The sequence below is a fragment of the Streptomyces sp. AC602_WCS936 genome (assembly GCF_019049125.1).
Taxonomy (GTDB): domain Bacteria; phylum Actinomycetota; class Actinomycetes; order Streptomycetales; family Streptomycetaceae; genus Streptomyces.
This window is the reverse complement of record NZ_JAGMUF010000035.1, coordinates 144,027-170,656: the sequence shown is the minus strand read 5'-3', so window position 1 is coordinate 170,656 and position 26,630 is coordinate 144,027. Positions and strand designations below refer to the sequence as shown.

The window sequence follows — 26,630 nt, the reverse complement described above, 5'->3', positions numbered from 1 at the left end:
GGCACCGTGTTCGCGCTCGGGCGACTTACCCTGGAGCCGTGCCAAAGACGAAGAAGGCGAAGGACGACAAGTCGGCCAAACGGAGCAAACAGGAAAAGAAGCGCGAAATGGGCGACGAGAAGGGGCTCGACTTCGCACGCGCGTGGGTGGAGTTTCCGGATCCGGCGGACGACGAGCAGGTCTTCCGCTGCGATCTGACATGGCTGACCTCTCGCTGGAACTGCATCTTCGGCAGCGGCTGCCAGGGCATCCAGGCGGGCCGCGCGGACGACGGGTGCTGCTCGCTGGGCGCCCACTTCTCCGACGAGGACGACGAGAAGCGGGTCGCCGAGCACGTGGCGAGGCTCACGCCGGACATCTGGCAGCACCACGCCGAGGGCACGCGGGACGGATGGGTCTCCGAGGACGACGAGGGCTCCCGGCAGACCCGGCCCTTCCAGGGCTCGTGCATCTTCCAGAACCGGCCCGGTTTCGCGGGCGGTGCGGGGTGCTCGCTGCACATCCTGGCGCTCAAGGAGGGCCGGGAGCCGCTGGAGACCAAGCCGGACGTGTGCTGGCAGCTGCCGGTGCGGCGGACGTACGAGTGGATCGACCGGCCGGACGACACGCGAGTGCTGCAGGTGTCGATCGGTGAGTACGACCGCCGGGGATGGGGCCCGGGCGGGCACGACCTGCACTGGTGGTGCACCTCGGCGACGTCGGCGCACGGCGCCGGGGACCCGGTGTACGTCTCCTACCGGCCGGAGCTGATCGAGCTGATGGGCAAGGCGGGGTACGACCGGCTGGTCGAGCTGTGCGAGGAGCGGCTGGCGTCTCAGCTGCCGTTGCTGGCGCCTCATCCGGCGGATCCGGGGGCGGGCGGCCGCTGAAGCCGGGCGGGCTCGTCGGACAGTCCCTACGGAGTGGTCGGGCTCGGGTCGCCGGTGTCGCTCGGGGGTGGTGAGGAGCCGTCCGGGTCGCCGGGGCCGCCCGTGCCGCCCGTGCCGTCGGTGGGCGACGGGTCTTCGGTCGGGGTCGTCGGGTCCGGGTCCGGTGAGGTGGGCGGCGGGTCGTCCGTGGGCGTCGGGTCGGGGGGCTGCGAGGTGGAGGGGTCCGGGTCGGGGCCGGGGTCCGACGGGCGCGGGGAGTCGTCGGGTGTGCTGGGGTTCGGGCCCGGGTGGGAGGGGCTGGGGGCCGTCCCGTAGCCCTGGATGGAGACGACCGCACCGGCGGGCGAGACGGTCACGCGGGCGCGCCAGTGGCCGGACGGCTCGCGCAGGTGGTCCACGTACACCTTGATCGTCAGTGACTCGCCGGGGTGCAGGGTGCCCGAGGACTGGCTGAGGTAGAGCCACGACGCCCCGGTGGTCGCGGACCAGCTCACCGGTGCGTCACCGGTCGCGGTGAGGGTGACCAGGGTGGTGTCGCCGTCGTGGCCGGCCGCCACCTCCAGGTGGCCGGCGCCCTTCTCGGCGGCGCCGGAGACGCTGACGACCTCGACGGAGACGTCGGCCTTGCCGTTCTCGCCGAAACGGGGGCCGGGGGTGGTGTGGGTGTTGCCGGTGTTCTCGAAGCCGTAGCCGCCGCCCGCGGACTCGCCGTCCAGGCCGCTGGGGTCCTGCGCCTCGGTGGCGCTGGCCGAGCGGCCCTCCTCGCCCTCGACGACCGGGGTGCCGCGGTAGGCGGCCCACAGCGCGAGCACGGGGGCCGCCACGACGGTGGCGACGACGGTCGTGGTGACGGCGCGCGCCCGCAGGCGGTCCCGGCGGGCCGCGCGGTCCTTGGGGTCCATCGGGAAGCCGCGCCGGTCGAAGCGGGGGGCCGCGCTCCGCGCGCGCGGTACGTGGGCCATGGCCATGTGCAGCGCCGCGCGGGGGGCCTCCAGGACGGGCAGCTCCGCGGGGGTCACGCTGGTGCCGGGCCAGCGGCCGGGGATCGCGCGTTCGGCGGTGCGGCGGCAGCGGGGGCAGTCGTCGACGTGCCGGACCAGTTCGCGGCGGAGGGCGGTGCTCAGTACGTACTGGTTGTCGCCGGTGAGGCGGGCGACGCCCGGGCAGGTGCCGGTCTCGACCACGGCGAGGGCGGCGCGGGTGCGTTCCACCTCGCAGGCGGCGGAGGCGAGCAGTTCGCGGGTGGCGGCCAGGTCCGTGCCGAGGACGGCGGCGACCTCGTGGGCGGCGAGGTGGTGCCGCACGGCGAGTTCGAGCGCCTCGCGCTGCTCCGGAGTGGTGCCGGCGGCCTCCGGCCAGGCGAGGAGGGCGAGTTCGCGGCGGTGGCGCTGGTGGTCCTCGTCGTGGTGCGGAGTGTCGGGTCGAGGCGGTTCGGCGCCTTGGTCGCGGGCGTCGGGGCGGCCCGCCGCGTGGCTGCTCGGACGTTTCTGCTTGGCCTTGGCCTTCGCCTCGGCGAGCTTGCGCAGGCAGGCCCAGCGGGCCAGGGCGTACAGCCATGCCCTGCGGTCCGCGGCGGACCCGGGGCCGCGGTGGCCGCGGCGCTCGGCGAGTGCGAGGGCGTCGCCCAGGGCCGCGGTCGCGGCGTCGTGGTCGCAGAGCACGGACAGGCAGTACGTGAACAGGCCGTCCAGGTAGGCGTCGTAGCGCGCGGGCGGCCGCTCCGCCAGCGTCCGCGCCGCGGTGCGGTCACGCGCTTCCCGGTGCGCCCGGTGTGCGCCGGTCGTGCGGGTCGTGGTCTCCGTACTGCTGCTCATCACTCGGCGACCGTAGGGGGCTATGGGTGGCGCGAACTGGCGCGTTGGGCACTTTTAACCCGTACGGGTGAAACGATCCCTCATAAGGGGACAGGAAGCTGTTGTTCCGTGGATGGGGCGGGGTGGGGGGTGGCCCGTTCGGGGGGACCCCGTCTCGCCGGACCACGAGGTCCGTTGTCAGTGGGGGCGGTTACGGTTCGTGCATGGCTGCCCGTGCGAAGACCAGCAAGGAACGGCCGTCCTACCGCTGCACCGAGTGCGGCTGGCAGACGGCCAAGTGGCTCGGCCGCTGTCCCGAATGCCAGGCATGGGGCACGGTCGAGGAGTACGGCGCGCCCGCCGTGCGGACGACCACGCCGGGGCGTGTGACCACGTCCGCGCTGCCGATCGGGCAGGTCGACGGGCGGCAGGCCACCGCGCGGCCCACCGGCGTGCCCGAGCTGGACCGGGTGCTCGGCGGCGGGCTCGTGCCCGGTGCCGTGGTGCTGGTCGCGGGTGAGCCCGGCGTCGGGAAGTCCACGCTGCTGCTGGACGTCGCGGCCAAGTCGGCCAGTGACGAGCACCGCACGCTGTACGTCACGGGTGAGGAGTCGGCGAGCCAGGTGCGGCTGCGGGCCGACCGGATCAAGGCGATCGACGATCACCTGTATCTCGCGGCCGAGACCGACCTCGCGGCGGTGCTGGGGCATCTGGACGCCGTGAAGCCGTCGCTGCTGATTCTCGACTCCGTGCAGACGGTCGCCTCTCCCGAGATCGACGGGGCGCCGGGGGGCATGGCGCAGGTGCGGGAGGTCGCGGGGGCGCTGATCCGGGCGTCGAAGGAACGCGGGATGTCCACGCTGCTGGTGGGGCACGTCACCAAGGACGGGGCCATCGCCGGGCCCCGGCTGCTGGAGCACCTGGTGGACGTGGTGCTGCACTTCGAGGGCGACCGCCACGCGCGGCTGAGGCTGGTGCGCGGGGTCAAGAACCGGTACGGCACGACGGACGAGGTCGGCTGCTTCGAGCTGCACGACGAGGGGATCACGGGGCTGGCCGACCCCAGCGGGCTGTTCCTGACGCGGCGTGCCGAGCCGGTGCCCGGCACCTGCCTGACCGTCACCCTGGAGGGACGCCGGCCGCTGGTGGCCGAGGTTCAGGCGCTGACCGTCGACTCGCAGATTCCGTCCCCGCGGCGTACGACGTCCGGGCTGGAGACCTCCCGGGTGTCGATGATGCTGGCCGTGCTGGAGCAGCGGGGGCGGATCAGCGCCCTGGGGAAGAGGGACATCTACTCGGCGACGGTCGGGGGTGTGAAGCTGTCCGAACCGGCCGCGGACCTGGCGATCGCGCTGGCGCTGGCCAGCGCCGCGAGTGACACTCCGCTGCCCAAGAACCTCGTGGCGATCGGCGAGGTCGGTCTCGCCGGTGAGGTGAGACGGGTCACGGGCGTGCAGCGCAGGCTCTCCGAGGCGCACCGCCTGGGGTTCACGCACGCCCTGGTACCGGCCGATCCCGGGCGGGTCCCCGACGGCATGAAGGTCCTGGAAGTCGCGGACATGGGTGACGCCCTGCGGGTGCTTCCTCGCTCGCGTCGGCGAGAGGCCCCACGCGAGGCGGAGGACCGCCGGTAGACTTTGCCCTGGTCTCGTCCGTCCGTACGACCGAGTGTGCGACGCGGGAGTGCCAGAAGAACCTGCGACCGGAGGAGTGCAGTGGCAGCCAACGACCGGGCAGCAGCTCCCGGAAAGTCCGGTGGGAGTGCCGGTGCCGATGGCCTGATGCGCGCCTCGCTGAGCGCGGTGGCGCCCGGCACGCTGCTGCGGGACGGCCTGGAGCGGGTCCTGCGCGGCAACACCGGCGGTCTGATGGTGCTGGGCTCGGACAAGACCGTCGAGTCCATGTGCACCGGCGGTTTCGTCCTGGATGTGGAGTTCACTCCGACGCGGCTGAGGGAGCTGTGCAAGCTCGACGGCGGCATCGTGCTGTCGTCGGACCTGTCGAAGATCCTGCGGGCGGGGGTGCAGCTTCTTCCGGATCCGACCATTCCGACGGAGGAGACCGGCACGCGGCACCGTACGGCGGACCGGGTCAGCAAGCAGGTCGGGTTCCCCGTCGTGTCGGTCTCGCAGTCGATGCGGCTGATCGCGCTGTACGTGGACGGGCAGCGGCGGGTGCTCGAGGATTCCGCCGCCATCCTGTCGCGGGCCAATCAGGCGCTGGCGACCCTGGAGCGGTACAAGCTGCGGCTGGACGAGGTCGCGGGCACGCTGTCGGCGCTGGAGATCGAGGACCTGGTGACCGTCCGGGACGTCTCGGCGGTCGCGCAGCGGCTGGAGATGGTGCGCCGGATCGCGACCGAGATCGCCGAGTACGTGGTCGAGCTGGGGACGGACGGGCGCCTGCTGGCGCTTCAGCTGGACGAGCTGATCGCCGGTGTCGAGCCGGAGCGGGAGCTGGTCGTGCGGGACTACGTGCCCGAACCGACCGCGAAGCGGTCCCGTACGGTCGACGAGGCGCTCGCCGAGCTGGACAAGCTCAGCCACGCGGAGCTGCTCGAACTGTCCACGGTGGCGAGGGCGCTGGGGTACACCGGGTCGCCCGAGACGCTGGACTCCGCGGTGTCGCCGCGCGGGTTCCGGCTGCTGGCGAAGGTGCCGCGGCTGCCGGGCGCGATCATCGACCGGCTGGTGGAGCACTTCGGAGGCCTGCAGAAGCTGCTCGCCGCGAGCGTGGACGACCTGCAGACGGTGGACGGCGTCGGCGAGGCGCGTGCGCGCAGCGTGCGGGAAGGGCTGTCGCGGCTGGCGGAGTCGTCGATCCTGGAGCGGTACGTCTAGCTCTCCCGTCGCGGGCCGGGGCGGGCCGGGCTCAGTCGTTCTTCAGGACGAAGGACGTCCTCACCTTTTCGAAGCCCTTGGCCTTCGCCTCCACCAGGTACGTGCCGGCCTTCGCCGATCCCGCCGGAGGGGTCCCGCACTCGGGGGCGCTCGGCTCGCGGTCCCACTTCACGGTGTAGGTGATGCCGCTGCCCGCGGCCACCCGGTACCGCAGGCTGCCCTTGCCCTTCACGCAGTCGTCGGAGGACCAGTACGCGTCGTCGCCCTCGGCCGGCGTGATCGTCAGCACCGCGTGCTCCGGGCCGAGATCGACCTGACAGTCGGCGCCGGAGGTGTTGCGCGCGGTCAGTTCGAAGGTGGGGGTCTGGCCCGGCGTGTAGCTGTTGCGGACGCTGCGCAGGCTCAACTTCACGGCGCCCGGGGTGCAGTTGGGAAGGCCCGAGCCCGAACCGCCGGGCAGTGCGTCGCCCGCGCCGACTCCCGTCACTGCGCCGCCCGCGGAGCCACCGGTGCCCGCGCCGCTTCCGGTGCCGTTGCCGCCGCCCGCGTCGCCGGAACCGGCGCCACTGCCGCTGCCGCTGCCGCTGCCGCCCGCTCCCCCGCTGCCCGAGCCCGATCCGCCGGAGTCCCCGCCGCCCGACTCGTCGCGCCCTCCCGGCGCTTCACTGATCGCCGGGCCGGAACTCGACGGTCCCGGAGTGATCGAGGGTGCCGGGTTCTTGCCGTCGGCGCCGTCCTGGCGGTCCTTGCCGCCGCCACCGCCGCCGGAGACCACGATCACCGTGACCAGCAGTGCCAACAGGGCGAGCAGGGACAGCAGTACGGCCCTCCGACGCCAGTAGATGGAGGAGGGAAGCGGCCCGACCGGATTGCGCAGAGATCCCACGGCGCAAACTGTACGAGAGATCGGCGCGTTCCCTTGTCCCACCCGCCGTTCAGGACCGCATCTTTTACCGATCATCATTCCGGAGACGGTCCCCGGCCCCCTGCCGATCGTCAGGGGCGGCAGGTGTCGATCGCAGGGTGTGACGGCTCCGGGCCGTTGCCTACCGTCCGTGAGCATGAACTTCGAGGACGACGAGCTCTACCGCGACATCACCGGCTTCGCCCATGACACCCCAACGTGGGTACAGCACGCGGCGGAAGTGTGGACGGAGGCGGGAATCCTGTTGTTCGGGGCGCTGTTCGTCGTCGCCTGGTGGCGGTCGAGGGGCGAGGGCACCCGTGCGTTCGCGATCGCGGTCCTTGCACCCGTGGCCACGGCTGTGGCGTACGTATGCAGCGAGCTGGTCAAGTCCGGCTTCGCGCAGGAGCGTCCGTGCCGGGCGGTCGCCGGGGCGGTGCCGTCCCTGGCCGAGTGCCCGCCGACCGGCGACTGGTCCTTCCCGAGCAACCACGCGACGATAGCGGGCGCTTCGGCGGTGACGCTGGTCCTGGTGCGGCGGGCGGCGGTGTGGCTGACGGTTCCGCTGGCCCTGCTGATGGCCTTCTCCCGGGTCTTCGTCGGCGTGCACTACCCGCACGACGTCGTCGCCGGGCTGCTGTTCGGCGCCCTGGTCGCCGCCGCGGCCGTACGTCTGGGCACGCGCCCGGCGACGCGGCTGGCCGGGGCGATGCGGTCGTCGTCGGCGCCGGCGGTGCGGTGGCTGACCGGGGCGGGGCCGCACACCGTGAACGCCGCCTCGCACCGGCGTCGTTGAGGCGGCTCAGGCGTCCGGCTCGACCAGTCCCGCCTCGTACGCGACGATCGCCGCCCGGACCCGGTTGCGTACCTCCAGCCGGTCCAGGACCGCGCTCACGTACGCCTTCACCGTGCCCTCGACGAGGTGCAGCCGGGCGGCGATCTCCGGGTTGGACAGGCCGGCGCCGACGAGGCCGAGGACCTCGCGCTCGCGGGGGCTGAGGCGGGCCACGCTCGCGCGTGCCCGTTCCTCGCGGGCGAGGCGGCCGCCGTCGCGGCCGAGGTCCTCGACGACGTACCGGGCGACCTTCGGGGACAGGAAGGCCGCGCCCTCCGCCACGGCCCGTACGCCGGCCATCAGTTCGTAGGGGTCGCCGGACTTGAGCAGGAAGCCGGTGGCTCCGGCGGCCAGGGCGCGGGCCACGTAGGACTGTTCGGAGAACGTGGTCAGCATCGCGACGGCCGTGCCGGGGACGGTCCGGGCGATCTCCTCGGCCGCCGCGAGGCCGTCCAGGCGGGGCATCCGGATGTCCAGGAGGGCCACGTCGGGGCGGTGGGCGCGGGCGAGTTCGACCGCCTCGCGGCCGTCGCCCGCCTCGGCCACGACCTCGCTCTCGCCGCCGCTCGCCAGGATGGCGCGCACACCGGCCCGCACCATCGCCTCGTCGTCGGCCAGCAGTACCCGGATCACCGTGCGGGTCCCCCGTTCTGCGCCGCATTCTCAGTGTTCTCGTCGTGGTCCTGGTCCGGTCGGCCGACGCCGGGGACCACGTCCTTGGCGATCAGTTTCCCCTGCCGCCCCGGTGCGTCGAAGCAGAGCCGGAAGTGGTCGATGGAGACGAGCAGTTCGCCGCTTGCCCGGTAGTAGCGGCAGTGGGCGCCCGGTGGTGGTGCGGGGGCGCGGTCGGTGGGCGGGTCGTGCGCCTCGCGGTCCGGCAGCACGGGGGCGACCTCGTCGTACGGCGTTCCCGGGCGCAGTTCCGCGTACGCGGCCGGGGTGAGCACCGAGTGCGTCTCCGTGTACGCGTACCAGCCGAAGGCCGCGCCGACCAGGACGACGCCCGCACCGGCGGCGGCGCCCAGGCCGAGGGCGACGCGGCGGCGGGCGCGGGGGAAGGGGCTGGTGGGGGCGGGGGGCGACAGGACGGTGGTGGTGGGCGTGGGCTGCTGTGCGGGGACGTACGCCCGGACGCGGAAGCCCGCCCCGTGCGGGCCGGCCCGGAAGTCGCCGCCGACCGAGGTGACGGCGGCGCGCAGCCCGAGCAGGCCCGAACCGCCCTGGGTCGGGGCCGCCTCCTCGGTGGCCGGTCCGTTGGTGACGGTGACGGTCGTGCCGTGGGCGTGGCTCCCGACCGCCACGACGACCGGGGCGCCCGGCGCGTGGCGGGCGGCGTTGGTGAGTGCCTCGCGCACGACGCGGTGCAGGAGGCGTCCGGCGACGCCACCGGGCTCCGGGGCTGCCGGGGGCGCGGTGGTGTCCCGGGGCCGCTCCACGCGTACGGGGAGGCCCGACTCGGCGGCTCTGGCGACGAGTTCCTCGATGCTCTCCCCGGCGGGGGCGAGCGGGGCCGGCTCGTCGTCCTCGCGCAGTACGCCGATGATGCGGTGCAGGTGGTCGGTGGCGTCCGCGGCGGCGGCGCGCAGGTCGGCCGCGGCGGCCCGGTGGCCGTCGGTGAGGCCGGGTGAGACCTGGAGGGCGGCGGCGCGCAGGGCGAGCAGGCTCAGTTCGTGGCCGAGGGAGTCGTGCATGTCCTGGGCGATCCGGGCCCGCTCGCGCAGCCTGGCCCGTTCCTCGGCGTGCCGCTGCTCGTCCTCCAGCCGGGCCGCCCTGAGCCAGCCGGCCTCGGCCAGCGCGCGGCTCTGGCGCCAGTAGCGTCCGCAGAGCCAGGGGAAGACGCAGCCGAAGAGCAGCGTGCCCGTCATGACCAGCCACTCGGGCGGCGGGTCGGCTCCGACGAGCGCGATCCGCGCCGTGCCGGCGAGGCCGACGGCCACGAAGGCGGCCACCGCGGGGCGGGCCCACTGTGCGCGCAGGCCCAGCAGGAGGGCGAAGACGCCCAGGGCGGGGCCGTAGGAGACGGTGAACAGGGCCGGGGCGGCGGTCAGGCCCAGGGCCGCGGTGAGGGTGAAGGAGACGAGCGGCCGCCGGCGGGAGAGCGCGGCGGCCACGGCGAGCACCCCCAACCCGGCCAGTTGCTGCCACAGGGGCCGCGGCTCGTTCATCCCGAGCCGGTCGGCGGTGACGGCGGGCAGCGCCAGGACGGCCCAGAGGAGGACGCCCCTGCCGAGGCGAGCGAGGCCGGGACCGGCGTCGCCGGTCCCGGCAGCGGTGGTGGGGGCAGCCTCGGCAGCGGTGGCGGGGCCCGTGGACCGGGCGGGGGACGCGTCGGTGGTGGGCGCCGTGTCGTCGGCCGGGCGGGTTCCTTCCATGGGCTCGACGCTACAAGCGGCGGGCAGGGCGGCGCCCCTGCCGATCGTCAGGTGTCGTGGCCGCCACCGGGTGGCGCTGCGCCCGTGCGGCGGTCCTTCCGTGGCAGGATCGGAGGGTCATGACTGCGCCCACGAAGCCCTCGCACAACGGCCCCTCCGACCCCGCCGCGATCCCGGCCTCCACCACCGCCACCGGTACGTCCGTTCCCGCCGCCCCGTCCGGCGGGCCGCTGCACTCCCCCGTCGTCGACTGGTTCGCCGAGCACGCCCGCGATCTGCCGTGGCGGCGTCCCGAGGCCGGTGCCTGGGGTGTGATGGTCAGTGAGTTCATGCTCCAGCAGACGCCGGTGAACCGCGTCCTGCCCGTCTACGAACAGTGGCTGGCCCGCTGGCCGCGCCCCGCCGACCTCGCCGCGGAGGCGCCCGGCGAGGCGGTCCGGGCCTGGGGCCGGCTCGGCTACCCGCGTCGCGCCCTGCGCCTGCACGGCGCCGCCGCGGCCATAACGGAACGGCACGGCGGCGACGTACCGTCGGACCACGCCCAGCTGCTGGCGCTGCCCGGCATCGGCGAGTACACGGCCGCCGCGGTCGCCTCGTTCGCCTACGGCCAGCGGCACGCCGTGCTGGACACCAACGTCCGCCGGGTCCTCGCCCGCGCGGTCACCGGGGTGCAGTACCCGCCGAACGCCACCACCGCCGCCGAACGGAAGCTGGCGCGCACGCTGCTGCCGGACGACGAGGGCGACGCCGCCCGCTGGGCCGCCGCCTCGATGGAGCTGGGCGCCCTGGTGTGCACGGCGAAGAACGAGTCCTGTCAGCGCTGCCCGATCTCCGGCCGGTGCGCCTGGCGGCTGGCCGGCAAGCCCGCGCACGACGGGCCGCCGCGGCGCGGGCAGACGTACGCGGGCACCGACCGGCAGGTGCGCGGACGGCTGCTCGCGGTGCTGCGCGAGGCGCCGGGACCGGTGCCGCAGGCAGCGCTCGACCAGGTGTGGCACGAGCCGGTGCAGCGTGCCCGCGCCCTGGACGGCCTCGTCTCCGACGGCCTGGTGGAACCGCTGGCGGACGGGCTTTACCGGCTGCCGCTGAGCTGACGCCGTCGAGCGGTGCAGTGATTTGTCCGGTTCCTCCTTCCGTTACACAACCGACGGACAGCCGAGGGATTGCCGCAGGCTCCTTCGCACAGCGCCGTGACAACGCTTCCCTAACTTCGTTTCCGGCGGTGACCACCGTCGGAGTACGGGGATCGGAAGGCGGTTGACATGGGCGAGGTGCTCGAGTTCGAGGAGTACGTCCGCACCCGGCAGGACGCGCTGCTGCGCAGCGCCCGGCGCCTGGTCCCGGACCCCGTCGACGCCCAGGACCTGCTGCAGACCGCGCTGGCGCGGACGTACCGCCGCTGGTCGACCATCGAGGACAAGCGGCTCGCGGACGCCTACCTGCGCCGGGTGATGATCAACACGCGGACCGAGTGGTGGCGGGCGCGGAAGCTGGAGGAGGTGCCGACCGAGCAGCTCCCGGAGTCCTGCGTGGACGACTCCACCGAGCAGCACGCGGACCGCGCCCTGCTGATGGACGTCATGAAGGTGCTCGCCCCGAAGCAGCGCAGTGTCGTGGTGCTGCGACACTGGGAGCAGATGTCAACGGAGGAGACCGCCGCCGCCCTCGGCATGTCGGCGGGAACGGTCAAGAGCACGCTGCACCGGGCGCTCGCCCGGCTCCGCGAGGAGCTGGTCGCCCGCGATCTGGACGCGCGGGCGCTGGAGCGTGAGGAGCGGGAGCGTTGCGCGGCCTGACCAACGGTCGATCACCCGGCGGGGCGAGGAACGGCACGCAGGCGGCGAGTGCGGCGGTGGCCGCGTTCGTCGCCCTCGGCGTTTCCCTGTCCGGCTGCGGGGCCGGCGGCACCGGCGCCCGGGACGAGGGGCCCGCCCACGCGGAGGCGGTGGAGGGCGCCGCCTCTCCCTCCCCCGTGGCCTCTCCCTCGAAGGTTCCCGAGCGGGTGGACGCGGTGCGGCTGGTGAAGACCGACCCGAAGGTCTCCGCCGAGGTCAAGCGCGAGCTGAAGCCGTGCGTCGGCGACCAGTACCCCGTTGATGTGTCGTACGGGAAGCTGACCGGCGGATCGGCCGAGGACGTCGTCGTCAACGTGCTGACGTGCGCCGACGGCGTCGGGGTGGGCAGTTACGTGTACCGCGAGGAGGACGGCGCGTACCAGAATGTGTTCCAGGCCGAGGAGCCCCCGGTCTACGCGGAGATCGACCGCGGCGACCTGGTGGTGTCCAAGCAGGTGTACGAGAAGGGCGACACGGTGTCGAGTCCGTCCAGCCAGATCGTGATCACGTACGGCTGGACGTCGGGCCGGTTCACCGAGGAGTACCGCATGCACAACGACTACAGCAACGCGGTCGGCAGCGTGCCCTCCCCGGCTCCGGAACCGGAGAACTGACCCGGGTGAACCGATCGGGCCGCCCGGACCGATGAAGACATGAAACACCGGCGGGGGAAGGAACGCGGCGGGCGCTCGCCGCGTCTACCGAGTGACCGCACACGAGGACTGAGAGCACCGGGATGGCAGACCAGACCCACGTCCTGTTCGTCGAGGACGACGACGTCATCCGCGAGGCCACGCAGCTCGCCCTGGAGCGGGACGGCTTCGCGGTCACCGCGATGCCCGACGGGTTGTCGGGCCTGGAGGCGTTCCGGGCCGACCGCCCCGACATCGCGCTCCTCGACGTGATGCTCCCCGGCCTCGACGGCGTCAGTCTGTGCCGCCGCATCCGGGACGAGTCGACCGTGCCGGTGATCATGCTGTCGGCGCGGGCGGACTCCATCGACGTGGTGCTCGGCCTGGAGGCGGGCGCCGACGACTACGTGACCAAGCCGTTCGACGGGGCCGTGCTGGTCGCCCGTATCCGTGCGGTGCTGCGCCGCTTCGGGCACGCGGGCGGCGGCGACCGGGCGGACGCGGGAGGCGGCGCAGCCGACACCGGGGGTGTGCTCACCTTCGGCGAGCTGGAGGTCGACACCGAGGGCATGGAGGTGCGGCGGTCCGGGCGGCCGGTGGCGCTCACCCCGACCGAGATGCGGCTGCTGCTGGAGTTCTCCTCGGCGCCGGGCACGGTGCTCTCCCGGGACAAGCTGCTGGAGCGGGTGTGGGACTACGGCTGGGGCGGGGACACCCGCGTCGTCGACGTCCACGTGCAGCGGCTGCGCACCAAGATCGGCCAGGACCGGATCGAGACGGTCCGCGGCTTCGGCTACAAGTTGAAGGCCTGAGCGGGGACGGCGGGACACAGGGACATGCGGGGGTTCTTCCGACGCGGGCAGGGCGTCCGCACGCCAGGCATCCGCAGGCTCGGCATCCGCAGCGGGCTGCGCTGGAAGCTCAGCGCGGCGATCGCGCTGGTCGGCGCGCTGGTCGCGGTCGCGCTGAGCCTGGTCGTGCACAACGCGGCGCGGGTCTCGATGCTGGACAACGCCCGCGACCTCGCGGACGACCGGGTCCTGATCGCCCAGCGCAACTACGAGCTGTCCGGGCGGCAGAACTTCCCCAACGCCAAGATCGACGACCCCGACCTGCCCCCGGAGCTGCGCCGCAAGGTCGAGGCCGGGCGGCGGGCGACGTACGTCTCGGAGCGGGGCGACGGGGTGACGGACATCTGGGCCGCCGTGCCGCTCAAGGACGGGCACGTGATGTCCCTGCACTCCGGTTTCACCGACCGCAGCGCCGACATCCTCAAGGACCTGGACCAGGCCCTGGTCATCGGCTCCATCGCGGTCGTCCTCGGCGGCAGCGCCCTCGGCGTGCTCATCGGCGGCCAGCTCTCGCGCCGGCTGCGCAAGGCCGCCGCCGCCGCGAACGAGGTAGCCAAGGGCGAGCCGGACGTGCGGGTGCGGGACGCCATCGGCGGCGTCGTCCGGGACGAGACGGACGACCTCGCGAGCGCGGTGGACGCGATGGCGGACGCCCTGCAGAAGCGGCTGGACGCCGAGCGCCGGGTCACCGCGGACATCGCGCACGAGCTGCGTACGCCGGTGACCGGGCTGCTGACGGCGGCCGAGCTGCTGCCGCCGGGGCGGCCGACCGAGCTGGTGCTGGACCGGGCGAAGGCGATGCGCACGCTGGTGGAGGACGTCCTGGAGGTGGCCCGGCTCGACGGGGCCTCCGAGCGGGCCGAGCTGCAGGACATCATGCTGGGCGCCTTCGTGACCCGGCGGGTGGCGGCCAAGGACCCGGACGTCGCCGTCCACGTGGTGCACGAGTCGGAGGTCACCACCGACCCCCGGCGCCTGGAGCGCGTGCTGTTCAACCTGCTCGCCAACGCCGCCCGGCACGGCCGTCCGCCCGTGGAGGTCAGCGTCGAGGGCCGGGTGATCCGGGTCCGCGACCACGGGCCGGGCTTCCCCGAGGACCTGCTCGCCGAGGGGCCGAGCCGCTTCCGTACCGGCGCCGCGGACCGGGCCGGGCGGGGGCACGGGCTGGGCCTAACCATCGCGGCCGGCCAGGCCCGGGTCCTGGGCGCCCGCCTCACCTTCCGCAACGTACGGCCCGCCGGGGCGCCCGAGCACGTCCCGGCCGAGGGCGCGGTCGCCGTGCTCTGGCTGCCGGAGCACGCGCCGACCAACACCGGGAGCCATCCGATGCTGCCGGACCGGGTGGGCAACTCCTAGCAGGCCCAGTCCTGGTCCGTGTCGAGGCCGCCCTCGCGGGGCTGGGTGAAGGAGAACCAGTTGCCTGAGTCGTCGCGGAAGAGCGCCTCCGTGCCGTACGGGCGCTCCTGCGGCTCGGTCACCGTTTCGCTTGCCCTGTCACCGTAGGCAGCGGTGGTCTCAGTCCGCTTCCCCGGTCCGCGCCATGGCGTCCTTCGCCAGCCGGAGCTGCCGCAACTTGTCCATACGCCGATGCTGACACGGGGCACTGACACCGGCCGGTGGGTGCGCGGGCCGGCAGGCAGCGCGGGGTGAGGAGGAGCGGGCGTGAGCAGTTCGGGGGCGACTGTCATCGAGCTGCTCGAATGAGCGGCTCGATGACAGTTGGGGGGTTAGTGGAGGTTGTCGACGAACGCCTGCCAGGCGCCGGCCCCGACGGTGACGACCGGACCGGCCGGGTTCTTGCTGTCACGCACGGGGACGGAGCCGGTGGGGCAGTTGTCGGCCACCTCGACGCAGTCGCCTCCGGTGTTCCCGCTGTACGAGGAGGTACGCCAGGCGGCACCGCCGGTGACGGTGCACTCCACGCATTCGCCGCCGGTACTTCCGCTGTAACTGGACTTACGCCACTGGCTGTTCCTCTGGCTGGGAGCCGTGTCCATAGCGTTCCTCCATCACCCGCATGATCAGTTCCGCCGAATCCTCCACGGAGAGGGCGGCGGCCTGCAAGCGAGCGTAACGGAGAGCGGCCTCCCTGATGGTCTCGGAATTTGCCGTCATGTGGCCGGAGATGAGGTCCTCCGTGTAGATGATGTCCGGGTTGTCGTCGAAGCGCATAGTGGTGAACGCCCCGTCCAGACTCGCGTGAGCCCCCGCCTCGTTCGGCAGCACCTGCACATGCATCCACCGGTGACCGGCGAACTCCAACAGCCGGGCCAGTTGCCGCCGCATGACCTCGATGCCGCCGATCGGCCGGTGCAGTACCGCCTCGTCCAGCACCACCCAGGCCAGCGGCGGTTGTTCACGCTCCAGGATGCGCTGGCGTTCCATCCGAGCAGCCAGCAGTCCTTCCAAGTCGTCCGGCATGCCCGTGGCGAGCACCGCCCGCGCGTACTCCTCCGTCTGCAACAGCCCGTAGACCAACTGCGCCTGGTACGTCGAGATGTACGCCGCCTTCGCCTCCATCTCCGCGTACGGCTGGAACCACGTGGGCAGTTGGCTGCGCAGCACCAGCCCAATCAGTCGGGAGAACAGCCCGTCCGTGCCCAGCGCCGCGTCCACCCGCTCGGAGAAGTCCCGCGTCGGAACTTTCTTCGTGGTCTCGATCTGGCCGACCAGTGAGCCGGTGCAGAAGATGATCTCGCCGAGCTGCCCCTGCTTGAGGCCGTGCGCCTCGCGCTGGCGGCGCAGTTCCCAGCCGTAGTAGTCGAGCGGGGAAGCGGTCGGGTCGAGGGACTGGACGTTGGCCACTGCGGCACCTCACTCCGGAACTGCGGACGGACAGCAACGCCTCACGGCGTTCGTTTCTGTGCGTAGTCGAGCGTACGCACCGCGTCGCAGCCTTGTGGCGTGAATCACGTAACCGGTCCGCAGGCGGCGGACGTTGAGAGTCAGTACCACGCCGAGTTCGCCATGGGCGCGCACTCGGCCCGCCATCTGCGCCGCGTACTGCGGCTGTACCTCGTCCGCTCGGGGATGCCCGACGTGGCCGACGCCGCCGAGCTGGCGCTCACGGAGCTGGTCGCCAACGTCGTACGGCACGTGCCCGGCCGCCGTTGCCGCGTGTGCTTCCTGCTGTACCCGGGCGGCGTGCGCGTGGAGGTCGCCGACGGCTGCCCGGAGTTGCCGGTGGCGGCGGAAGCCGACGCGCTGGGCGACGGCGGGCGCGGGCTCGTGATCGTCGAGGCGGTGGCCGACCGGTGGGGTGTCGCGCCGTACGCCGACGGGCGGGGCAAGACGGTGTGGTTCGAGTGCGGTACCGGCTGACCTCGAAACCCGGTTGTGCGCGGGCGGATGATCGGCTTGGGTCGACACACGTGACCGATCTGAGTGCTCTCGTACGCCCCGACCGCTATCCCCGCTCCTCCCGCTACGACCCCGCCTGGCTGCTCGACCTCGACATGGGCCCCCACCCGCTGTGGCTGCTGGAGGACCTCGCCGAGAGCCTCGACCTGCGCCCGGGGATGCGGATACTCGACCTCGGCTCCGGCAAGGGCGCCACCTCCGTGTTCCTCGCCCGCGAGTACGGCGCCGAGGTCGTCGCGGCCGACTGGTGGATCGCTCCGGAGGAGGCGGCGGCCGTCTTCGCCGAGGCCGGGGTCGGTGACCGGGTGACGGCCGTGCGGGCGGAGGCGCACGCCCTGCCGTTCGAGGAGGGAAGCTTCGACGCGATCGTGAGCGTCGACGCGTTCGAGTACTTCGGGACGGCGGACGGATATCTGCCGTATCTCGTGCGGTTCCTGCGGCCCGGCGGGCAACTGGGCATGGCGACGCCCGCCATGACACGGGAGGTGCGCGAGCTGGGGGCGATACCGCCGCACATCAAGGACGTGGTCGGGTGGGAGGCGATGGCCTGGCACACCGCCGAGTGGTGGCGCTTCCAGTGGGGGATCACCGAACTGGTGGAGGTGACTTCCGCGCGCCTGCAACCGGACGCCTGGCGGGACTGGCTGCTGTGGGCGCGGGCGGGTGCCGGGCGCCGGGCGGACGGCCCGAGCACGGCGGACCGGGCCGTCATCGACATGCTCACCGCCGACGGCGGGGAGTTCCTGTCCTTCGCCCTGGTCACCGCGCGCCGGGTCTGACCGGGTCGCGGCGAAGGCCCCCGGGTGGCCGCAACCACCCGGGGGCCCTGGCGCGGGCGGAGCGGGGACTCAGACCGCCTCGGTCACCGGTGCCTTCGCCGCCGCCGTGTCGTCGTCCCCGTCGGCCGGGCCGTCCGCCGCCTTGGGGCCCGCGCCCTTGAGCGGGACCTCCTTCACGAAGACCGCCGCGACCAGCGCGAGGACCGCCACCGCGGCGCCGAGCAGGAACGCGCCGTGGGTGCCGGAGGAGACCGCGTGCTGGTAGGCCTCGCGGGCCGTCGCCGGCAGCAGTTCCAGCGCCTCCTTGGTCAGCGTCGCCGACTGCTCGGTCACCTGGGAGCCGGCCGCTCCGGCCCGCTCGGACATGACGTCCTGGACCCGGTGGTTGAAGATCGCGCCCATGATCGCCACGCCGAAGGAGGAGCCGAGGGTGCGGAAGAGGGTGGTGGAGGAGGACGCGACGCCCATGTCCTTCATCTCCACGCTGTTCTGCGCCACCAGCATGGTGATCTGCATCAGACAGCCCATGCCGAGACCGACCACGGCCATGTACAGCCCGGAGGTGACGCGGCTGGTGTCGGTATCCATGAGGGAGAGGAGGAAGAGCCCCACCGTCATCAGTGCGCCGCCCGCCAGTGGAAAGACCTTGTAGCGGCCGGTGTTGGTGGTGATCCGTCCGGCGACCATCGACGTGACGAGCATCGCGCCCAGCATCGGCAGGAGCAGCAGCCCGGAGTTGGTGGCCGAGGCGCCCTGCACCGCCTGCTGGTACAGCGGGAGGAAGAGGGTGGCGCCGAACATCACGAAGCCGGTGATGAAGCCGATGAGCGACATCAGTGTGAAGTTGCGGCTGCGGAAGATGTGCAGCGGCACGATCGGCTCGGCGGCCTTGGTCTGCCAGAACACGAAGCCGACCAGCGCGGCGACGCCGATGCCGATCAGTTCCATGATCCGCGCGGAGGTCCAGGCGTACTCGGTGCCGCCCCAGGTGGTGACGAGCACGATCGCGGTGATGCCGACGGTCAGCAGCGCGGCGCCGAGATAGTCGATCCGGGCCTGGCTGCGCTTCTTCGGCAGGTGGAGCACCGCGCTGACGGCGACGAGCGCGATCGCGCCGAGCGGGATGTTGATGTAGAAGGACCAGCGCCAGCCCCAGTGGTCGGTGATGGTGCCACCGACCAGCGGTCCGCCGATCATGGCTAGCGCCATGACGCCGGCCATCATGCCCTGGTACTTGCCGCGCTCCCGGGGCGGTATGAGGTCGCCGATGATGGCCATGACGCCGACCATCAGACCGCCGGCGCCGAGGCCCTGGACGGCGCGGAAGCCGATGAGCTGGCCCATGTCCTGCGCCATGCCGCTGAGCGCGGAACCGATCAGGAAGATGACGATGGACGTCATGAAGACGCCCTTGCGCCCGTACAGGTCGCCGAGCTTGCCCCACAGCGGGGTGGAGGCCGCGGTCGCGAGCGTGTAGGCGGTGACCACCCAGGAGAGGTGCTCCAGGCCGCCCAGCTCGCCCACGATCGTCGGCATCGCCGTACCGATGATCATGTTGTCCAGCATCGCGAGCATCATCGCGATCATGAGCGCGAGCAGGACCACCCGCACACTCCTCGGCTGTTTGCCGCCACCCGTGTCGACGGCCCCTGCCGCCGGTGCGTCCGCCATGACCTCTCACTCCCCCAGCTACCGCTGCCACTCGCCCACTTACTTGCCGACCGGCAAGTTGACTACACTCGGGAAGGTAGAGGCGTAACTAGCCGGGCGTCAAGTAAGTTTTCGGAAAGTGCGCGGAGCGGGAGGTGCGTAGGAGGATGGGCGGCACGATGGACAGCACCAAGCAGCAGCGGCGCCGCGGGGACACCCGCCGGCGCATCCAGGACGTGGCGCTCGCACTCTTCGCCGAGCAGGGGTACGAGAAGACCTCGCTGCGCGAGATCGCCGAGCGGCTGGACGTCACCAAGGCGGCCCTCTACTACCACTTCAAGACCAAGGAAGAGATCCTGGTCAGCATCTTCGAGGGTCTGGTCCGGCCGGTGGAGGACCTGATCGAGTGGGGGCGGGAGCAGCCGCACACCCTGGAGACGAAGCAGGAGATCATCCGCCGCTACAGCGACGCGCTGGCGGCCGCGGCCCCGCTCTTCCGCTTCATGCAGGAGAACCAGGCGACCGTGCGGGACCTGCGCATCGGCGAGATGTTCAAGACCCGCATGCTCGGCCTGCGGGACATCCTGATAGACCCCGAAGCGGACCTGGCCGACCAGGTCCGCTGTGTGAGTGCGCTCTTCACGCTGCACGCCGGGATGTTCGTCCTGAACGACCTGGCGGGCGACCCCGAGGACAAGCGCGCGGCCGTCCTCGAGGTCGCCACCGATCTGGTGACTCAGGCGCACCGGGGTGCTACGGGTACGTGACCCCTTGGACCCCTGGTCCTCAGACCGTCACGCCCTTGGAGCGCAGGAAGGAGACCGGGTCCACGGCCGAGCCGTAGTTCGGGGTCGTACGGATCTCGAAGTGCAGGTGCGGGCCGCTGGAGTTACCGGTGTTGCCGGACTTGGCGATGGACTGGCCGGTCTTCACGACCTGGCCGACCTTCACGTTGATCTTGGACAGGTGCGCGTACTGGGAGTACGTGCCGCTGCCGTGCTTGATCACGATCGCGTTGCCGTAGGCGGGGCCGTCACCGGCGCCGTTGCCGCCGGCCTTGACGACGGTGCCGCCGTGGGTGGCGACGACGTTGGTGCCGATCGGCACGGCGAAGTCCTGGCCGCTGTGCTTGCTGGCCCACATGCCGCCGTTCTGGGCGAAGCTGGCGGTGAGCTTGTAGTTCTTCACCGGGTCGACCCAGGAGGCGGCCTTCTTCTTGGTGGCCGTCTTCTTGGCGGTGGCGGTCTTGGTGGCGGCCTTCTCGGCCTTCGCCGCCTTGGCCTGCGCCGCGGCCTGGGCCTCGACGGCGCTCGCCGCGGTGGAGGTGCTGGAAGCCGCCGTGGTGCCGGTGGCGGCCGCGACCCCGGCTCCCAGTGCGACCGAGGCACCGAGGCCGGCGGCCATCACCGCGGCGCGGGTGCGGACGGACGTACGGGAAACACGGGACGTGACACGCGGGAACATTCGAACCTCATGGGGACGGGTGCAGAGGAAAGCCCCTCCGGTGGGACGCTCGAGGCGCTCACCGGGCGGGCTCCACCTTGGTAACCCGACCAGCCCAAAGCGCACAAAGGTGTGACCTACGACCCCATGTAGTACTTCAGCACGATACTTCCCACCTCTTGACACAACTCCCTTTTCGGACAAAACCAGGCCAGAGTCCCGCAAGGCGGCCATTCGTTCGCGGAGGTATGTCCGTTTTCGTAGTTCTTGAGGCAACCACTATTCCGCGTAGTACGCCCCGAAACCCCTGTGCGGCACATCACCGGCGGCGGTGCTCGATGACCCCTCGAATGTGACCCGGGCTACTCCCGTCACCCTTAACCCGCCCCCCGCACAAGGCCGTTCACCTAGGCTCGGAACATGGTCGACGTCACAGCACTCGGGGCCCGTGTCGCGTCCAGCGCGGTCGTTCCGCTCGTCCGCAGGCTCTTCGTCCGGGACGGCCCCGGGGCCGGGCTCGTCGACCGGCCGGTGCGGATATCGGCGCTGGTGTCCTTCCGGAGCGAGAAGCGCGGCGTCACGCCGAAAGACGTCGACAAGGTCGCCGGGGAGCTGGTCCGGCGGGCGCTGCGGGCGGCCGGGCCGGGTGAGCCGCCCATCGACGCCGACGATGCCCGCGCCGTCCAGGACGCCCTGGCACACACCCTCGCCCGGCTCGGCGAGATCACCGTCGAGGACTACGAGGCCGTCGGGCTCGGCCCGGAGCGCTTCGCCCGCGAGCTGCGCACGGGCGTACCGCTCGCCCCGTACGGCCTGGGCGAGGGCGGAACACTGCTGTACGAGCGGCTGCTGCACACCGCCGCGCTGCACATCCTGAACTTCCTCACCCAGCGCTCCACCTACGTGGCCCGCCAGCAGACCGTCCAGACCCAGCAGCTGGCCCGGCTGGTCCGGGCCGTCGACGTACTGCTGGAACGGCTGCCGTCCCAGTCGGCCGAGGACGCCGGCTTCGAGGAGCGCTACGCGGACCACATCGCCGCCCGCTACGGCACCCTCACCATCTACGGGCTGGACGCCGGGACGCGGGAGTGGCCGCTGGACACGGCGTACCTGAGTCTCGCGGCGACCCGGGCGCGGGGCGTGCCGGACGGCCGTCGGGAGGGGGCGTACCCGGCGGTCCCGGCCGTCCCGGCCGTCCCGACTGTCCCGGCCGTCCCGACTGTCCCGGCCGTCCCGGCCGTCCCGGCTGTCCCGGCGGTCCCGTCCGTCGCCGCCGAGCAGGTGCTCGCCGGGCACGACCAGGTGTTCCTGCGCGGTGCCGCCGGCTCCGGGAAGACGACCCTCGTGCAGTGGCTCGCGGTGACGGCGGCGAGCCGCGCCTACGACCACGGGCTCACCCACCTCATCGGGCGGGTGCCCTTCGTGCTGCCCATGCGCCGCATCGTCCGGCCGGGGGCGGAGCTGCCCTTTCCCGGCGACTTCCTGCGGGCGGTGGGCGCACCCGTCGCCGGGGAGCAGCCGCCGGGGTGGGCCGAGCGCGTGCTGCGGGCCCGGCGCGGGGTACTGCTGGTGGACGGCATCGACGAGATCACCGGCGACCGCCGCGCCGCCGCCCGGCGCTGGCTGCGGGAGCTGGTGCGGGCCTTCCCGGGCAACCTGTGGCTGGTCACCTCCCGCCCCTCGGCCGTACCGGAGGACTGGCTGGCCGCGGAGGGCTTCCACGAACTCGGCCTCGCCCCGATGGGGCGGGCGGAGGTCGACACGTTCGTACGGCGCTGGCACCGCGCTGCCGACGCCGAGGAGTCCGTCGGCGAGGCGCTGCTGCGATCCGTGCGGACCAGCTCCGAGCTGAACGGCCTGGCCACCAACCCCCTCATGTGCGGCATGCTCTGCGCGCTCCACCGCGACCGGCGCGGCTTCCTGCCGCAGGACCGCAGGTCCCTGTACGAGGCGGCCCTGACCATGCTCCTGGAGCGCCGGGACCGGGAACGCGAACTGCACACCCCCGACGGGACACGACTGCCGTACGCCGTCCAGGTGCAGCTGCTGCAGAAGCTGGCCTGGTGGCTGATCCGCAACGGCCGGTCGGAGATGGACCTGGACGAGGCGCTCGGCATCGTGGACCGGGCGCTGCCCGCGCTGAGCCTGGACGGCACCGGCGCGCGGGAGGTGTACCGCACCCTGCTGCTGCGCTCCGGTCTGCTGCGCGAGCCCGCCGAGGGCAGGGTCGACTTCCTCCACCGCACCTTCCAGGACTACCTGGGCGCCCGGCTGGCGGTGCAGGAGATGGACTTCGACCTGCTGGTCAACCAGGCGGACAACGACACCTGGCAGGACGTGATCCTGCTCGCCCTCGCCCACGCCCGGCCCAGGGAGGCGGCGCACATGCTGCGCCGGCTGACGGACCGGGGCACGCTGCGCGCCGACCTCGTGGCCGCCGCCGGGCTCCGCTACGCGGCGGAGGTGGAGCCGGGCGTGCGCAAGCGGGTGGAGGAGCGGCTGGCGGCGCACGTCCCGCCGAACGGCTACGACGAGGCGCGGGAGGTGGCCGAGGCCGCGGGCGGTCTGGTGCTGACGCTGCTGCCGGGGCCGGAGGAGGTCAGCCACGTCGTGGCCGCGTGGGTGGTCAGTACGGCCGTCCAGGTGGGCAGCGAGGCCGCACTGCACTTCCTGACGGCTTTCCGGGAGCATCCGCATCCGGTCGTCCGGACCCTCCTGGCCACGGCCTGGCACCGCTTCGACCGGGACCAGTACGCGCGGGAGATCCTCGCCCACCTGCCGCGACAGGAGATGGTGGACGTGTCCACGGCCGACGACCTGCGCGCCCTGCGCTCGCTGGGCGGATGGGGGCACATCTTCGTCCGGGGCGCCTACCGGGTGGAGGACCTGACCGAACTCGTCGTCGCCGAGCGCCTCACCCACCTCTCCCTGGAGGCTCCGCACCCGGTCGAGGGACTGACCTGGCTGTCGGCCTTCCCCCGCCTGGAGGCCGTCTCACTGTTCACGGACCCGGACGACACCTGGGCCCGGCAGGTCCCGGCCGGAGTGCGGCTCCGGTACCCGGCCCTTCCCCCGTCCCACGACCACCAGGGGTAACCCGCATCCATGGAATCCGTCGTCAGACTCCCCTCCGGCATGGCCGCCCCCCTCGTCAGCAGACTCTTCCGCGTCCCCGGCCGGCCACCCGCCGCCCCCGAACCGGTCCCCGCCCTCACCTCCTGGCAGGGCCGCCCGGACGACGTCCACCGCACCGCCGCCGACCTCGTCCACCTCGCCGCCGAGCGGCACGCCGCGCCCGCCGCCGAACTGGCCGCGGTCGTCGACGTCCTGGCCCGCACGCTGCTCGCGATCGCCGAGGTGGACGTCACCGACGCCGACGCCGTGCGGCTCGGGCCGCAGGGCTACGCGCGGCGCCTGCGGGGCGCGGTGCAGGGCGCGGACCGGGGGCTGTCGCCGGACGCCGCCTGGTTCCACGACGCGCTGCTGGTCTCCGTGTGCCTGCACGTGCTGCACCACCTGGTGCGCCGCTCGCCGCATCTGCAACGGCAGTTGCCGAGCCGGGCGAGCCGGATAGCCCAGCTGGTCGACCTCGGGGACGCGGAGGCGGCGGCCCGGCAGCCGGAGCGGTCCGCTCAGGACGTCGCGTTCGAGGCCGAGTACGCCCAGTGGGTGGCCCGGCGCCACGGCTGGCTGACCATCGTCGGCGTGGACTTCCCCAACGCGCCCGACCGTTGGCCGCTGGAAGAGACCTACCTCAGCCTGGAGGCGGAGGAGCGCAGCGGCGGCGTGGGCGCGGACGGGGACGAGCAGCGCACCGTGCTGCTCGCGGACCGCGCCCTGGAGGACCACGAGCGGGTGCTGCTGCGCGGCGGCGCCGGTTCGGGCAAGACGACGCTGGTGCAGTGGCTGGCGGTGGCCGCCGCCCGGGAGGGCTCCCGGGTCCCCTTCGTGCTGCCCGTGCGCCGGTTCGCCCGGGAGGGCTTCCCCGCGCCGGACGACTTCCTGCACGCGGTCCGGCATCCGCTCGCCGACCGGGCGCCGGAGGGCTGGGTGGTGCGCACCCTGCTCGCGGGCCGGGCGCTGCTGCTGGTCGACGGCATCGACGAGGCGCCCGAGAAGACGCGGGGCGAGCTGCGCGACCGGCTGCGGCGGCTGCTGCGGGTCTTCTCCGGCAACGGCTGCCTGGTCACCTCCCGGCCCTCCGCCGTGTCCGACGGCTGGCTGTCGGGGGGCGGGCTGGCCGAGGAGGACTTCGTCGAGCTGTCGCTCGCGCCCATGTCGCGGGAGCAGGTGACGCGGTTCATCCGCGACTGGCACTCGGCGGCCCGCCTCGACGAGCAGAGCCGGTCGCGCGGGCCGCGGGAGCGGGGCGCCCTGGACGAGTACGAGCAGCGCCTCCTGCACTCCGTACGCATCTACCGCGAGCTGCGCCAGCTTGCCACCAACCCCCTGATGTGCGGCCTGATCTGCGCCCTGAACCGCGACCGGTCCGGCTCACTGCCCAGCGGCCGCAAGGAGCTGTACGACGCCGCCCTGGAGATGCTGCTCCAGCGCCGCGACCCCGAACGGGACGTGCTGTACGCCGATGACGTACGGCTCCAGCAGAGCACCAGGGAGCGGCTGTTGCAGAAGCTGGCCCACGCCATGCTGGAGGAGGACGCCTCCGAGCTGACCCGGGAGCGGGCGGTCGGCATCCTGGACGCGGCGCTGCCCGCCATGCCAGCCGCCCGCGCGCAGGGCGACGGCGCGGAGATCTTCGACCATCTGCTGCACCGCACCGGGCTGTTGCGGGAACGGTCGGGCGAGTCCGTCGATTTCGTCCACCGCACCTTCCAGGACTATCTGGCCGCCAAGGAGATCGTGGCGCGGGGCCGCTTTCCCACCCTGGTCGACCACGCCCACCAGCCCGAGTGGGAGGAGGTCATCCGGATGGCCGCCGCCCATGCCCGCCCCGAGGAGTGCGCGCACTTCCTGGACCGGCTGCTCGCCGCCGCGCCCGGACTGCGCCGCCCGCAGGTCAATCACCGCCGGCTGATGGCCGCGGCCTGCCTGGAACACGTCACCGAACTCGACCCCGCGGTGCAGCAACTGGTGCACGAGCGGACGAAGAACCTGGTGCGGCCCACGACGGAGCCCGCCGCCCGGGGCCTCGGCTGGGTCGGCCCCATCGTCCTGGAACTGCTGCCGGACCCCGGGCAGGTCCCCGACGACCGGCAGGCACTGCTGCTCGCCATCACCGCGACCCGTGTGCAGGACGACGCCGCCGTCGACTACCTGGTCCGGCTGCGCACCCGGTCCGCCCTGCCGGTCCGCGCCGAACTCGCGCGGGGCTGGCGGCACTTCGACACCGAGCGGTACGCCGACGAGATCATCGCCCACCTGGACCCCGACGGCCTCTACTTCCCGGTCTCCGACGCCGCCGAGCTGACGGCGCTGCGCGGGCTGGGCGGGCGTCCGCGCATCCAGGTGGCCGGGGTGATGCGGGCCGAGGAACTGCTGGCGGGGCTGATACCGGACCAGCTGACCCACCTCTGGCTGAACGCGGAGCTGCCCGACACGGACCTCTCCTGGCTGTCCGGCTTCCCCCGGCTGCGGGTGCTGCGGGTCAACCCGCGGCTGCCGCGGGTGCGGAACGTGCCGGACGGGGTGGAGATCACGGCCTGAGGGCCGCCGCCGCCACGACTGACTACTACTCAGTAACCCAATCGTTGCCGTCCCGCCACTTGTTCGGGCGAACATGCACGCGACAACTTGGTGCCGTCAGGCATCCGCGCAGGCATGAGAGGACCCAACCCCCCATGACCGAACAGAACGGACAGACCAGACAGGCCGGGCACATCTGGAAGCGCGCCGTCGGCACGGTGGCCGTCACCGCGGCGGCCCTCACCGTGACGGTCACGCCCGCCGTCGCCGCTCCCGACGGGAAGCCGGCCGCGCTCTCCGCCGCCCCGGTCGCCGCCGCCGCGGCCGACGTCGACTACGACACCTGGCAGCGGGACGTCCGGGCCGTGATGGACCGGGCGATGCCCTACCTGAAGGAGCGCATCGCCGACGCCGCGCCCGGCGAGAAGCAGGCGATCGTCCTCGACATCGACAACACCTCGCTGGAGACCGACTTCGGCTTCAGCTACCCGCAGCCCGCCAACCGGCCCGTCCTGGAGGCCGCCCAGTACGCCCAGGAGCACGGCGTCGCCCTGTTCTTCGTGACCGCCCGCCCGGGCATCATCGAGGCGCCCACCGAGTGGAACCTCGACCACGCCGGCTACGAGTCCTCCGGCCTGTACGTCCGCGGCTTCCTCGACCTGTTCCGGGACGTCGCCGAGTACAAGACGGAACAGCGCGCCGAGATCGAGTCCAAGGGCTACACGATCATCGCGAACATCGGCAACAGCGCCACCGACCTGTCGGGCGGCCACGCCGAGAAGACGTTCAAGCTCCCGGACTATGACGGCCAGCTGTCCTGACTC

23 protein-coding genes and 1 pseudogene are annotated in these 26,630 nt (G+C 72.8%); 15 read left to right on the top strand and 9 right to left on the bottom strand.

Annotated features, from left to right (window positions below):
- Window positions 1-38 precede the first annotated feature (38 nt).
- On the top strand, window positions 39-869 hold the full coding sequence (locus KUM03_RS14060) for a hypothetical protein (protein WP_217248038.1): 831 nt from the start codon (window positions 39-41) through the stop codon (window positions 867-869).
- Window positions 870-895: 26 nt separating this feature from the next.
- On the opposite strand, the gene KUM03_RS14055 is transcribed toward KUM03_RS14060, so the two are convergent.
- The gene (locus KUM03_RS14055) at window positions 896-2,683 is read right to left on the bottom strand and encodes a hypothetical protein (RefSeq protein WP_217248036.1); all 1,788 of its coding nucleotides are present in this window, start codon (window positions 2,681-2,683) and stop codon (window positions 896-898) included.
- Window positions 2,684-2,886: 203 nt separating this feature from the next.
- Between KUM03_RS14055 and radA the strand changes: the two genes are divergently transcribed.
- Both radA and disA read left to right on the top strand, forming a co-directional pair.
- Entirely contained in the window at window positions 2,887-4,296 is a 1,410-nt protein-coding gene (gene radA, locus KUM03_RS14050; RefSeq protein WP_217248033.1) for a DNA repair protein RadA, read from the top strand.
- 81 nt (window positions 4,297-4,377) lie between these two features.
- Window positions 4,378-5,502, top strand: coding sequence for a DNA integrity scanning diadenylate cyclase DisA (disA, locus tag KUM03_RS14045; RefSeq protein WP_217248019.1), 1,125 nt, complete (start codon window positions 4,378-4,380; stop codon window positions 5,500-5,502).
- A gap of 31 nt (window positions 5,503-5,533) precedes the next feature.
- On the opposite strand, the gene KUM03_RS14040 is transcribed toward disA, so the two are convergent.
- Window positions 5,534-6,388: a hypothetical protein gene (locus tag KUM03_RS14040; protein WP_217248016.1), complete on the bottom strand. Its 855-nt coding sequence runs from the start codon at window positions 6,386-6,388 to the stop codon at window positions 5,534-5,536.
- A gap of 175 nt (window positions 6,389-6,563) precedes the next feature.
- Between KUM03_RS14040 and KUM03_RS14035 the strand changes: the two genes are divergently transcribed.
- Window positions 6,564-7,202, top strand: a complete 639-nt coding sequence (locus KUM03_RS14035) for a phosphatase PAP2 family protein (protein ID WP_217248014.1) — start codon at window positions 6,564-6,566, stop codon at window positions 7,200-7,202.
- Between the two features lie 6 nt (window positions 7,203-7,208).
- Here the strand turns inward: KUM03_RS14035 and KUM03_RS14030 are convergent, their stop codons facing one another.
- Together KUM03_RS14030 and KUM03_RS14025 are read right to left on the bottom strand one after the other, a co-directional pair.
- Window positions 7,209-7,874, bottom strand: a complete 666-nt coding sequence (locus KUM03_RS14030) for a response regulator transcription factor (protein ID WP_217248012.1) — start codon at window positions 7,872-7,874, stop codon at window positions 7,209-7,211.
- Complete coding sequence (locus KUM03_RS14025) at window positions 7,871-9,613, bottom strand: sensor histidine kinase (RefSeq protein ID WP_217248010.1); 1,743 nt, start codon at window positions 9,611-9,613, stop codon at window positions 7,871-7,873. Before KUM03_RS14025 ends, KUM03_RS14030 begins: the two co-directional genes overlap by 4 nt.
- 119 nt (window positions 9,614-9,732) lie before the next feature.
- Between KUM03_RS14025 and KUM03_RS14020 the strand changes: the two genes are divergently transcribed.
- From KUM03_RS14020 to cseC, 5 genes are all read left to right on the top strand, one after another.
- Window positions 9,733-10,707, top strand: coding sequence for an A/G-specific adenine glycosylase (locus KUM03_RS14020; protein ID WP_217248008.1), 975 nt, complete (start codon window positions 9,733-9,735; stop codon window positions 10,705-10,707).
- Between the two features lie 168 nt (window positions 10,708-10,875).
- A complete protein-coding gene (locus tag KUM03_RS14015; protein ID WP_043371941.1) occupies window positions 10,876-11,409 on the top strand; it encodes a SigE family RNA polymerase sigma factor in 534 nt (177 codons plus the stop codon).
- Complete coding sequence (locus KUM03_RS14010; RefSeq protein ID WP_217248006.1) at window positions 11,397-12,062, top strand: hypothetical protein; 666 nt, start codon at window positions 11,397-11,399, stop codon at window positions 12,060-12,062. The genes KUM03_RS14015 and KUM03_RS14010 overlap by 13 nt, the downstream gene beginning before the upstream one ends.
- Window positions 12,063-12,184: 122 nt before the next feature.
- Complete coding sequence (gene cseB / locus KUM03_RS14005) at window positions 12,185-12,892, top strand: two-component system response regulator CseB (RefSeq protein WP_217248004.1); 708 nt, start codon at window positions 12,185-12,187, stop codon at window positions 12,890-12,892.
- 24 nt (window positions 12,893-12,916) lie between these two features.
- The gene (gene cseC / locus KUM03_RS14000; RefSeq protein ID WP_217247954.1) at window positions 12,917-14,287 is read left to right on the top strand and encodes a two-component system sensor histidine kinase CseC; all 1,371 of its coding nucleotides are present in this window, start codon (window positions 12,917-12,919) and stop codon (window positions 14,285-14,287) included.
- Here cseC and KUM03_RS13995 read toward each other — a convergent pair.
- The 3 genes and pseudogenes from KUM03_RS13995 to KUM03_RS13985 form a co-directional block, all read right to left on the bottom strand.
- Window positions 14,284-14,409 (bottom strand): annotated as a pseudogene (locus KUM03_RS13995) (VOC family protein); the annotation flags it as partial. The gene cseC and the pseudogene KUM03_RS13995 sit on opposite strands and share 4 nt — an antisense overlap.
- Window positions 14,410-14,658: 249 nt before the next feature.
- A complete protein-coding gene (locus KUM03_RS13990; protein WP_217247951.1) occupies window positions 14,659-14,928 on the bottom strand; it encodes a DUF397 domain-containing protein in 270 nt (89 codons plus the stop codon).
- Window positions 14,888-15,736 carry a helix-turn-helix transcriptional regulator gene (locus KUM03_RS13985; protein WP_217247949.1) on the bottom strand — a complete coding sequence of 283 codons (849 nt, stop codon included), beginning with the start codon at window positions 15,734-15,736 and terminating at the stop codon, window positions 14,888-14,890. Before KUM03_RS13985 ends, KUM03_RS13990 begins: the two co-directional genes overlap by 41 nt.
- A 99-nt stretch (window positions 15,737-15,835) precedes the next feature.
- On the opposite strand from KUM03_RS13985, the gene KUM03_RS13980 reads away from it, so the two are divergent.
- Together KUM03_RS13980 and KUM03_RS13975 are read left to right on the top strand one after the other, a co-directional pair.
- The gene (locus KUM03_RS13980) at window positions 15,836-16,252 is read left to right on the top strand and encodes an ATP-binding protein (RefSeq protein WP_374225307.1); all 417 of its coding nucleotides are present in this window, start codon (window positions 15,836-15,838) and stop codon (window positions 16,250-16,252) included.
- A gap of 50 nt (window positions 16,253-16,302) precedes the next feature.
- Window positions 16,303-17,070: a methyltransferase domain-containing protein gene (locus KUM03_RS13975; protein WP_217247941.1), complete on the top strand. Its 768-nt coding sequence runs from the start codon at window positions 16,303-16,305 to the stop codon at window positions 17,068-17,070.
- Between the two features lie 69 nt (window positions 17,071-17,139).
- On the opposite strand, the gene KUM03_RS13970 is transcribed toward KUM03_RS13975, so the two are convergent.
- Entirely contained in the window at window positions 17,140-18,741 is a 1,602-nt protein-coding gene (locus tag KUM03_RS13970; RefSeq protein WP_217247939.1) for an MDR family MFS transporter, read from the bottom strand.
- Between the two features lie 146 nt (window positions 18,742-18,887).
- On the opposite strand from KUM03_RS13970, the gene KUM03_RS13965 reads away from it, so the two are divergent.
- Entirely contained in the window at window positions 18,888-19,487 is a 600-nt protein-coding gene (locus tag KUM03_RS13965; RefSeq protein WP_198941353.1) for a TetR/AcrR family transcriptional regulator, read from the top strand.
- 19 nt (window positions 19,488-19,506) lie between these two features.
- On the opposite strand, the gene KUM03_RS13960 is transcribed toward KUM03_RS13965, so the two are convergent.
- Window positions 19,507-20,184 (bottom strand): M23 family metallopeptidase, encoded by a 678-nt coding sequence (locus KUM03_RS13960; RefSeq protein ID WP_217247937.1) that lies wholly within the window; start codon window positions 20,182-20,184, stop codon window positions 19,507-19,509.
- A 399-nt stretch (window positions 20,185-20,583) separates the two neighbouring features.
- Between KUM03_RS13960 and KUM03_RS13955 the strand changes: the two genes are divergently transcribed.
- The 3 genes from KUM03_RS13955 (at window position 20,584) to KUM03_RS13945 (ending at window position 26,627) form a co-directional block, all read left to right on the top strand.
- Window positions 20,584-23,259, top strand: coding sequence for an NACHT domain-containing NTPase (locus KUM03_RS13955; RefSeq protein ID WP_217247935.1), 2,676 nt, complete (start codon window positions 20,584-20,586; stop codon window positions 23,257-23,259).
- 9 nt (window positions 23,260-23,268) lie between these two features.
- Window positions 23,269-25,827, top strand: coding sequence for an NACHT domain-containing NTPase (locus tag KUM03_RS13950; RefSeq protein WP_217247932.1), 2,559 nt, complete (start codon window positions 23,269-23,271; stop codon window positions 25,825-25,827).
- A gap of 134 nt (window positions 25,828-25,961) precedes the next feature.
- Entirely contained in the window at window positions 25,962-26,627 is a 666-nt protein-coding gene (locus KUM03_RS13945) for an HAD family acid phosphatase (RefSeq protein ID WP_217247912.1), read from the top strand.
- The last annotated feature ends 3 nt before the right edge of the window (window positions 26,628-26,630 follow it).